The sequence below is a fragment of the Amycolatopsis sp. VC5-11 genome (assembly GCF_037034185.1).
Classification (GTDB): Bacteria; Actinomycetota; Actinomycetes; order Mycobacteriales; family Pseudonocardiaceae; genus Amycolatopsis; species Amycolatopsis nivea.
The window spans coordinates 323759-333677 of record NZ_JBAGKF010000009.1 but is presented as its reverse complement, the minus strand read 5'-3'; the positions used below and the strand labels follow the sequence as shown (position 1 = coordinate 333677).

The window sequence follows — 9919 nt, the reverse complement described above, 5'->3', positions numbered from 1 at the left end:
CTGATAGGTCTGGGCCCCGGTCGAGAACCCGAAATGGGTTTTCCCGGGGCCCAGACTCATGTTCACGGACAAGTACGAGGCCCGGAACCCCACCAGGGGAACCGGGCCTTCGTCATGCCCAAGCTATTTCTTCGGAGTCTCCCGAAGGCTGCCGCTGGATCACGCCGCGGCGCGCGCAGGACTGGGCTTCAAGACTCCAGGGAGCGTGCGAGGGGAACGCATCCCGCGGAAGCGAGCAACTAGTTGGCCCCATTCAGCAGCGCAGGCAGTGGCGGCACGAGGCAACGAGACCCAGTCAGCACGGCAGACAACGGAGCAACTAGTCCTGGGCGAGCTTCGCCCGCGTTGTGCGCTCACCACGGACGTGGCGGCTCCCAGCACCGCCGGCGGGGAAGCGATGCGACACGCAGAGAAACGTCGAGCACCGCCGGCAAAGCGGCGCGGTGAGGGAAGGTGTCCGCATCAGGGAGCAATGGGCGGCACTAGGCGATGAGATCGAGGCAGCAAGACCGGCAACGGAAGGCCCGTCCTGGGCCGGGCTTCGTCTCCGCAGCCGATTCGACGGCATTCCGGCCCGGGTACCGATAGCCACTCCGCAGCGGCATGGCCCGGTGTCGGTCACTGCTCGGCAGCGACACAGCCCGGTGCCGCTAACTGCTCCGCGGCAACGCGACTCGGTGCCGCTCACTACTCTGCGGCGACGCGATTCGGTGCAGCTAACTGTTCTGCGGCGACACGGCCCGGAGCTGCTCACTGCTCCGCGGCGACGCGGCCCGGTCCCGATCACTGCTCCGCAGCAACGCAGCCCCGCCCCGGTAACCACTCCGACCCCCGGGCAGCAAAAAGGGTGCCGGAGCAAGAAGCTCCGGCACCCTTCTCTGTCGAACCGTTCAGCCGAACCAGCCCTCAACCTTGCCCAACCCAAGCCGGGCAGTGAGGGGCTACTTCAGGGCCGAGCCCTTCTGCCAGTCGGTCCAGGACTTGGACCAGTCGCCGTACAGGTCCCACACCGGGAGTTGCGGGCCGCCTGAGTTGGTGACTTCTACGACGTCTCCCAGGCCGAAGTTGTTGAAGAACCACTCCGCGTTCGCGGCGTTCAGGTTGATGCAGCCGTGCGAGACGTTGGAGCTGCCCTGTTGCCCGACGCTGTTCGGGTTCTCGTGGACGAACTCTCCGTCGTTCGAGATGCGTTCGGAGAACTTCTCGTTCGAGCGGTACGCCTTCGGGTCCGGCGGGCACACGCCGTACGTGCAGGAGTCCATCGTGTAGTTCGCCTGCTTGTCCGAGATGACGTGCGGGCCGAGGTGGGTGGGGGTCGCGTCCTTGCCCATCGAGATCGGCATCGACTTCACCATCGAACCGTTGTGGAAGATCTGCATCTGTTCGCTGTTGCCGTCGGCTTTCGCGATCCACGAATCGTGCACCTTGTACGTTTCGGTGCGATCGTCCGCTCCGTACACGCCATTTCCGAAATCGACGCCGTAAATCTTCGCGGTCACCGTCAGCGTGGTGCCCGGCTTCCAGTATTCCTTCGGCCGGTAGTGGACGTTCTTGTCGTCGATCCAGTACCAGCTGCCGTCCTGCTTCGGCGACGACTCGACCGTGAGCGCCTTCTCCACCGCGGCCTTGTTCTTCACCGCGACGCCGAAGCTGAACACGATCGGCTGGCCGACGCCGACACCCGCGCTCTTCACCGCGTTCGGGGCCGGGATCAGGTTCGCGTTCGCCTGCTTCTTCGGCGACAGCGTGGTCACCTGGCCCTGCTGTTCGACGGATTTCCCGTCCGCGCCTTGGGCATGCGCCTTCACCTGGTACGTGCCGCCGTAGCCGAGGACCTCGGTGGTCGTCCAGCTGAGCTTGTCCGGAGAGAACTCGCCCGCGACGGCTTTGCCCTTGGAGCTCGTGACCGTGACGTCCGTGAGCTTCCCGTTCGCCGCCTTCACGACGATCGGCGTGCTCGGGCTGATCCCGGACGCGTTGGCCGGTTCGATCGACACCGAAGCCGGTGTCGCGGTCTGGCTCGACCCGCCCGGCGCACCGGGCGTGCCAGCGTTGCTGCCGCCGTCCCCGGAGGAACAGGCGGAAAGCAGCACGGTCGCCGCAAGAATTCCGGCGAGCGGAAAAAATGTCTTCTTCGGGAACATTATGTCTCTTTTGTGAGGGTCCAGGACCGGCAGGTTCAACTGCAAAACTACGCGATCGGAAAGACGCCCCGACCGGCGGATCGGTGCATTAGGGTGACGCGGATCACGTTCGCGAATTCCGCGTCGCGGATCAGGGACGCAGCAATCCGGGCGCGCCGTACAAGCCGGGGCCGTCGACGGTCAGTTCCTTCAAGTGGTCTCGCGCGGCGTGGTAGGCCTGCGACGCCAGGTCGTCGGTGCGCGAGAAGTCCAGCGGGCTCACCTGGACCGGTGCCGGGCCCGGCAGGTAGACCACCGGCACCGTCCGGGCGGCGACCGGCGCTTCCAGCACGGCCTGGTTGCGCATGCTGATCATCGCGGTGAACATCATCACCTCGGCGAACGTCCGGGGCGCGCCGGGCATTTTGCCGGGGAACGCGCAGTCCAGGACGACCAGCGACTTCGCGCCCATGCGCAACGCCTGCCGCATCGGGACGTTGGCGACCAGGCCGCCGTCGTAGAGGAGACGGTCCTCGTACGGCACCGGCGGGTAGATGCCGGGGATCGCGCAGCTCGCCAGGAGCGGTGCTTGCAGCGGACCGGAGGTGAGCAGGACCGGTTCGGCGGTGTCGACGTCGGTGGTGACGACGCCCAGCGGCATCGCCAGATCCTCGAACCGGCGGCCGGCGCCGAGGTGGTCGTCGATGATCCTGGCGAGGCCGGTGTTCGGGAACAGGTGGGTTTTGCTGTGCCGGAGCGTCCGGACCTGGCTGAGCACGCCGCCGGGGAAAGCCTCGGCCTTCGTCATGTGCGCCCAGATGTCGCGGAGCCGCCGGAGCCGGTCGTCGCCGGCCAACGCGAGCACCGCGGCGTTCAGCGAGCCGACGGACGTGCCGACCGCCAGATCCGGCGTGATGCCCGCTTCGTCGAGGGCTTGCAGCATGCCCACCTGCAGCGCGCCGAGGCTGCCGCCCCCGCCGAGGACGAACGCGACCGGCTTCGGGAGGTCAAGTGCCTGCATACGGTCGAATCTAATCAGCCGGACGGCTCCCGGGCGGGTGACTTCGAGTGACCTCGGTCAATTGCCGGTGCGGGCGGGCTCTTCCGGCTGCTCGTCCGGCGAAGCGGCGGAACCGGTGATGCCCAGTGCCTTGCGTTTCTTCATGCGCAGCAAGAAGAAAACCAGCACCCCGATCACCAGCGCGGCCACCACGAGGAACCCGGTGTTCATCGCGCTCTCGACCTGCTTCGCCGCCTCGCCCAGCGCCGCGCCGAGGCTGATGTGCACGAGCGACCAGCAGAACGCGCCGGCGGCGGTCGCCGGGAGGAACTTGCGGAACGGCAGGTTCGACGCTCCCGCGGCGGCCGGCGTCAGGGTGCGCAGCACCGGCAGGAACCGCGCGAAGAACACCGCCCACGCGCCCCGGCGTTCGAGGACGCCGGTGGCCTTGTCCCAGGCGTCCAGCCCGTATTTGCGGATGAGCTTCGTCTCCCGCAGCCGCGGCCCGAACTTCCGGCCGAGGGCGTACCCGATCGAATCGCCCAGCGCCGCGCAGACGGTGACGACCGCCCACAGCGTCAGGAAGCGGGGCACGGACGTCGCCGTGGTCGCCGCGATCAGCAGGCCCGATTCGCCCGGGGCGATGAAGCCGAGGCCGATCGTGCACTCGGCCAGCACGAGCCCGCCTGCCGCCGCGACGAGACCCGGTTGGGGGAGTGCTTGCAACCAGTCGAGGATGTCCGTTACTAAAGCCACACCATCACTTTACTGATTCTTGGGAATAGCGTGCCACGTTCAGGGGACGCGGAGACGAATAAGGGGCCCCGGTGCGTAACCGGGGCCCCTCGTCGGTACGGGTTCAGCGGGACAGCAGGCTGCTGGCTTCTTGCGCCGCCGGTCCTTCGGCGGTCAGGTGGGCGAGGTTCTCCGGGAGCGCCTCGCCGCGGTGCGCCTTGGTCTGGGCGTAGAGCCGTCCGGCGCGGTAGGACGAGCGGACCAGGGGACCGGCCATCACGCCGGGGAAGCCGATCGCCTCGGCGGTCTTGGCGTGCTCCACGAATTCCTCCGGCTTGACCCAGCGGTCGACCGGGTGGTGCCGTGGGGAAGGCCGCAGGTACTGGGTGATGGTGATGATCTCGCAGCCCGCGTCGAAGAGGTCCTGCAGCGCGACGCTGACCTCCTCGGGGGTTTCGCCCATGCCGAGGATCAGGTTCGACTTCGTCACCAAACCGGCCGCGCGGGCCTGGGTGATGACGTCCAGGGAGCGCGCGTAGCGGAAGCCGGGGCGGATCCGCTTGAAGATCCGCGGCACCGTCTCCACGTTGTGCGCCAAAACCTCGGGCCGTGACCCGAACACCTCAGCCAGCTGGTCGGGTTCGGCGTTGAAGTCCGGGATCAGCAGCTCGACACCGGTGCCCGGGTTCAGCGCGTGGATCTGACGCACCGTCTCCGCGTACAGCCACGCACCACCGTCCTCGAGATCGTCCCGGGCGACCCCGGTGATCGTCGAGTACCGCAGCCCCATGGCCTGCACCGACTCCGCGACCTTCCGCGGCTCCGTCCGGTCCAACGCAGCAGGCTTGCCCGTGTCGATCTGACAGAAGTCACAGCGCCGGGTGCACTGGTCCCCGCCGATCAAGAACGTGGCCTCCCGGTCTTCCCAGCATTCGTAAATATTGGGACAACCCGCTTCTTCGCAGACGGTATGGAGGCCTTCGCGGCGCACGAGCCCCTTGAGTTCGGTGAACTCCGGACCCATCCGCACCCGCGTCTTGATCCACGACGGCTTCTTCTCGATCGGCGTCTCGCTGTTGCGCACCTCAAGCCGCAACAACTTCCGCCCCTCCGGTGCAGCAGTCACGATCCCCACCCTACGCCGAGGTTTTCCTGTGAACGGGACCCAATCCAGCCCGTGGACGGCCGCGAACGCACAGGGTTCTCCCAGAAGCTCTGCGGATTCGCCCGGACCGGCCGGGCACGCTCGCCAGCATGACAGCGATCGAAGTACGCGGGCTCACGAAACGGTACGGGCCCGACACCGTGGTGGACGACCTGTCGTTCAGCGTCGAGCCCGGGCAGGTCACCGGGTTCCTCGGGCCGAACGGGGCGGGCAAGTCCACGACGCTGAAGATGATCACCGGTCTCGCCGCCCCGACGCGCGGGTCGGTGACGATCGGCGGACGGCGCTACCGGGACCTCGCAGTGCCGCTCACGGAGGTCGGCGCGCTGCTCGACGCGGGTGCCGTGCACGGGGCCCGCAAGGCGCGCGACCACCTTCTCGCGCTCGCGGCGAGCAACCGGCTGCCGCGGAGCCGGGTCGACGACGTGCTCGCGCGCACCGGTCTGGAGAGCGTGGCCGGGCGGAGGGCAGGCGGGTTTTCGCTCGGGATGCGGCAGCGGCTCGGCATCGCGGCCGCGCTGCTCGGCGACCCCCGGGTGCTGATTTTCGACGAACCGGTGAACGGCCTCGACCCCGAGGGCATCCGCTGGATCCGGGACTTCATGCGCTCGCTTGCCCGCGACGGCCGCGCGGTGCTGGTGTCCAGCCATCTCATGAGCGAGATGGCGCAGACCGCCGACCGGCTGATCGTCATCGGCAGGGGCAAGCTGCTCGCCGATACCGCCACCGCCGAACTGGCCGGTCAGGCGGGTTCGGTGCTCGTCCGCGCCGCCGATCCGGACGGGTTCGCCCGCCATCTGCTCGCCGCCGGAGCCACCGTGCGGGACAGCGCTGGAGACGCGCTGGTCGTCTCCGGCCTGACCAGCGACGAGATCGGAAAACTGGCCGCGTACCACGGGGTCGCGCTCGGGGAGCTCACGCCGCAGCGGGTTTCGCTCGAGGACGCGTTCCTCGCGCTCACCGAGGACAGCATCGAGTACCAGGGGGTTGCCGCGTGATCGTCTCCGGCACGCTCAGGTCGGAGTGGATCAAGCTCCGCAGCCTGCGTTCCACCTGGTACACCGTGGCCAGCCTGTTCGCCGCCGGGCTCGGCATCACCGCGCTCGCGACCGCTTCGGCGGGCGCCGAGTACGCCAAGGCGACGGCCGCGGAACGCGCGGCCTGGGATCCGACGGCTCTCAGCTTGAAGTCCTTCATCGTCGCGCAGCTGATCATCGGGGTGCTGGGTGTCCTGGTCGTCACGTCGGAATACGCGACCGGGCTGATCCAGACATCGCTCACGGCGACGCCGCGGCGGTCCCGGCTGCTCGCGGCGAAGGTGGTGCTCGCCGCCGCGGTCGCCGTCGTGGCCGGGCAGGTGCTGATGTTCGCTGCTTTCCTGATCGGACAAGGGTTTCTCGCCGCACAGCAGTTGCCGCACGTGAGTCTCGGCGACGCTGGCGTGCTCGGTGCCGTGGTGGGCGGCGGGCTGTACCTCGCCGCGATCGCGTTGCTCGCGGTCGGTCTCGGCACGCTGATCCGGGCGACCGCGGGTGCGCTGGCCGCGCTGGTCGGGATCGTGCTGCTGGTGCCTGCGGTCGCCGACCTTTTCCCGTCCTGGATGCAGTGGCTGTTCACGTTCTGGCCGTCCAAGGGCGCGGCGGCGATTTTCTCCGGCAAGGTCGATCCGGCGTACCCGGATCCATGGCTCAACCTCGCCGGTCTGTACGTCGGCGTGGCCGTGGTGCTGGCCGTCGCGTTCGCGGCGTTCCGCAGGCGGGACGTGTGACCGTGGTCTCCGTACGCTGGCGTTCATGGCAGGGATGACGCCCGCTCGGCTGCTGGTGGTCGACGACGAGGCCACCGTGCGGCAGTTGTTGTCGGCGGCGTTGCGGTTCGCCGGTTTCGAGGTGAGGTCCGCGGCGACGGCGGGCGAGGCAGTCACCTCCGCTGCGGAAGAGCCGCCTGACCTGGTGCTGCTCGACGTGATGCTGCCGGACGCGGACGGTTTCGAGGTCGCCCGGCGTTTGCGCGAACGGCATCGGCCCGGCCGCGGCGGACCGGTGCCGGTGCTCTTCCTCACCGCCCGCGACCGGCAGGCGGACAAGGTCGCCGGCCTGTCGCTGGGCGCCGACGACTACGTCACCAAACCGTTCGACCTGGAGGAGCTCATCGCGCGGATCCACGCGATCCTCCGGCGCACGCAAGGACACCAGGCGGTGGTGACGGTGGGCGAGCTGGTGCTCGACGCGGAAGGCCATCAGGTGACGCGGGCCGGGCAGCCGGTCCGCGTCTCGGCCACCGAATTCCGGCTGTTGCGGTATCTGATGGAGAACGCCGGACGCGTGGTGTCGAAGGCGCAGATCCTCGACCGGGTGTGGCAGTACGACTTCGGCGGCGACGCCAGCATCGTCGACACCTACATCTCCTATCTGCGGCGCAAGGTCGACACCGGCGAGCCCAAGCTGATCCACACCGTGCACGGCGTCGGTTACGTGATGCGGGAACCGCGGCGGTGAGGCATCCGCTGCGCCGGATGTCGTTGCGCACCCGGCTCCTGCTGATCACAGCGGGTCTCTTGCTGGCCGGGCTGACGCTGATCAGCGCCGTCGTCTCGGACCGTCTGGAGCGCTACCAGCTCGACCGGATCGACACGCAGTTGCGCGGTTTCACCGAGCTGATCGCGCGCGTGCCGTCCGGCGTGCTGCCCGCGGGCGACCCCCGGACGTCGGCGCTGGACCCGGCGCTGGACCTGATCGGCGCCCCGTACGTGGTCTATCTGGGCGCGAACGGCGCGGTGACCGGCGGCATCCATTCTTCACGGCTGGCGGCGGAAACCCTGCCCTCGCCCGAGGAACTGCGATCGGTACCGGTGCACGGCCCGCCTGCCGACCTGCGGGCCGCGAACGGTTCGGAGCGCTGGCGCGCGGTCGCGGCACCGGCACCGGGCGGGACGGTGATCGCGGCGGCTCCGCTCGCCGAGGCGGACGCCCTGATCTCCCGGTTGCGGATCAGCAGCGTGGTCACCGGATCCGTGCTGCTCGTGCTGCTGACCGGGGCCGGCTGGTTCGCGCTGCGCGGCGGGCTGCGTCCGTTGCGCCGGATCGAGCACACCGCGGCGGCGATCGCGGGCGGCGACCTCAGCCGCCGGGTGCCCGGGATCGCCGCGCCGGGAACGGAAATCGGCCGCTTGGCGGGGTCGCTCAACACCATGCTCGGACAGCTGGAGCGAGCCTTCGCCGACCGGACCGCTTCCGAGGCGCGGATGCGAACCTTCGTCGCGGACGTCAGCCACGAACTGCGCACGCCGCTTTTCGGGATCAAGGGCACCGCCGAGCTGTACCGGATGGGTGCGCTCCCGGAACAGTCCGATGTGGACGAAGCCATGCACCGGGTCGACCGGGAAGCGGTCCGGCTGGCCGCGCTCACCGAGGACCTGCTTTTGCTTGCCCAGCTTGACGAAGCTCCGGAAGCGCAGCTCGACCGAGCGCCGATGGACTTGCGCACGCTGGCTGGCGACGCCCGGCACGCGTTGCGCGCGCTCGACCCGTCACGGCCGATCGAACTGACCGGACCTGGCGGCGAGGGCGGGCCTGGACCGGCTCCGGTGAACGCCGACGAGGCGCGGCTGCGGCAGGTGGTCACGAACCTCGTCGGCAACGCTGTCGCGCACACTCCGCCGGGCACCGCGGTCCGCATCGGGGTCGGGACTGTGGGCGGTCGGGCGGTGCTGGAGGTTGCCGACGAAGGACCGGGAATGACTGCGGCGCAAGCAGAACGCGTCTTCGACCGGTTCTATCGCGCGGACCGTTCGCGAGCGAGGACACCGGGTGCGGACGCGGGTCTGGGGCTCGCGATCGCCCGGTCGCTGACGCGGGCGCACGATGGCGAGATCGAGCTGGAGACCGCGGTCGGCGAGGGGGCGTGTTTCCGGATTGTGTTGCCGCTGCTGGAGTTCAGTGCGGATCGGGAGTGACGCCGGTCAGCTCGGCAGTCAGTTCCCACAGCCTGGTCCCGGCTTCCGGATTCCGGGCCGGGGCAAGGGTGCGCACCTTCGTCGGACGGCCGCGGACCGCGAAAACCGGTCCGATGTAGTCGCCGCCTTCGACGTCGGGGGCCGTCGCGGCGTACAGCTGCGGCAGTGCGCCGTGCTCGACGCGTTGGGCCAGCAGCATTCCGCCGAGCTTGCCGATTTCCCGGAGTGCGGTGCGCAGCACGGGATTCCGGTACGAGCTCGCCATGTTCGTGGTCAGGCCGGTCGCGCTGTAGCCGGGATGCGCGAGCACGCTGCGCACGGTGGAATCCGCCGCGCGGAGGCGTCGGTCCAGTTCGATGCCGAAGGTTTGGTTCGACAGCTTCGCCTGGCCGTACGCAGCGGCAGCGCGGTACGGGCGGCGTTCGGCGTTCGGGTCGTCCAGGTGCAGGTGCGCGCCGAGGGCGGCGACGCTGGACAGCGTGACGACGCGGCCAGCTGGTGCGCCGCGCAGGGCGGGCATCAGCAGCCACGTCAGCGCGGCGTGCCCGAGGTGGTTCGTGCCGAATTGGAGTTCGAAACCGTCCGCGGTGCGGCCTTGTGCGGTGGCCATGACCCCGGCGTTGTTCATCAGCACGTCCAGTGCGTCGCCGGTGAGTTCGCGCACGGCCGCGGCGGCTTTCCGGACGGACGCCAGGTCGGCGAGGTCCAGGCGCACGAGTTCGGGTTTGGCTCCGGAAGCCGCGCCGCGAACTCGCTCGAGTGCGGTTTCGCCGCGTTCCGGCGAGCGGCAGCCGAGCAGCACGCGGGCGCCGTGCGCGGCGAGGACTTCCGCCGAACGCAGGCCGAGGCCGGAATTCGCTCCGGTGATCAGGACGGTCCGGCCGCTCTGGTCGGGGATCCGGGCCTCGGTCCAGCGTTCGTTCATCGGGCCAGCTAACTAC

At 69.3% G+C, this 9919-nt stretch carries 9 protein-coding genes; 4 read left to right on the top strand and 5 right to left on the bottom strand.

From position 1 onward, the window contains the following. Nucleotides 1-941 precede the first annotated feature (941 nt). From WA670_RS27050 to lipA, 4 genes are all read right to left on the bottom strand, one after another. The gene (locus WA670_RS27050; protein WP_336159229.1) at nt 942-2144 is read right to left on the bottom strand and encodes an Ig-like domain-containing protein; all 1203 of its coding nucleotides are present in this window, start codon (nt 2142-2144) and stop codon (nt 942-944) included. A gap of 130 nt (nt 2145-2274) precedes the next feature. Then, nucleotides 2275-3144, bottom strand: a complete 870-nt coding sequence (locus WA670_RS27045; protein WP_134665687.1) for a patatin-like phospholipase family protein — start codon at nt 3142-3144, stop codon at nt 2275-2277. A 57-nt stretch (nt 3145-3201) separates the two neighbouring features. After that, entirely contained in the window at nt 3202-3879 is a 678-nt protein-coding gene (locus tag WA670_RS27040) for a DedA family protein (protein WP_043839989.1), read from the bottom strand. Between the two features lie 103 nt (nt 3880-3982). Continuing rightward, nucleotides 3983-4984 (bottom strand): lipoyl synthase, encoded by a 1002-nt coding sequence (gene lipA / locus WA670_RS27035; protein WP_134665689.1) that lies wholly within the window; start codon nt 4982-4984, stop codon nt 3983-3985. A 128-nt stretch (nt 4985-5112) separates the two neighbouring features. On the opposite strand from lipA, the gene WA670_RS27030 reads away from it, so the two are divergent. From WA670_RS27030 to WA670_RS27015, 4 genes are read left to right on the top strand one after another with little or no spacing between them, the layout of a single operon-like run. After that, nucleotides 5113-6021 (top strand): ABC transporter ATP-binding protein, encoded by a 909-nt coding sequence (locus WA670_RS27030; protein ID WP_037809491.1) that lies wholly within the window; start codon nt 5113-5115, stop codon nt 6019-6021. Continuing rightward, complete coding sequence (locus tag WA670_RS27025; protein WP_037809493.1) at nt 6018-6791, top strand: ABC transporter permease; 774 nt, start codon at nt 6018-6020, stop codon at nt 6789-6791. Before WA670_RS27030 ends, WA670_RS27025 begins: the two co-directional genes overlap by 4 nt. Nucleotides 6792-6825: 34 nt before the next feature. Then, nucleotides 6826-7521, top strand: coding sequence for a response regulator transcription factor (locus tag WA670_RS27020; protein ID WP_134665939.1), 696 nt, complete (start codon nt 6826-6828; stop codon nt 7519-7521). A 17-nt stretch (nt 7522-7538) separates the two neighbouring features. Then, nucleotides 7539-8978, top strand: coding sequence for a sensor histidine kinase (locus tag WA670_RS27015; RefSeq protein WP_199817403.1), 1440 nt, complete (start codon nt 7539-7541; stop codon nt 8976-8978). Here the strand turns inward: WA670_RS27015 and WA670_RS27010 are convergent. Continuing rightward, the gene (locus tag WA670_RS27010; protein WP_336159228.1) at nt 8959-9903 is read right to left on the bottom strand and encodes an oxidoreductase; all 945 of its coding nucleotides are present in this window, start codon (nt 9901-9903) and stop codon (nt 8959-8961) included. The two genes, WA670_RS27015 and WA670_RS27010, sit on opposite strands and share 20 nt — an antisense overlap. Nucleotides 9904-9919: the final 16 nt, after the last annotated feature.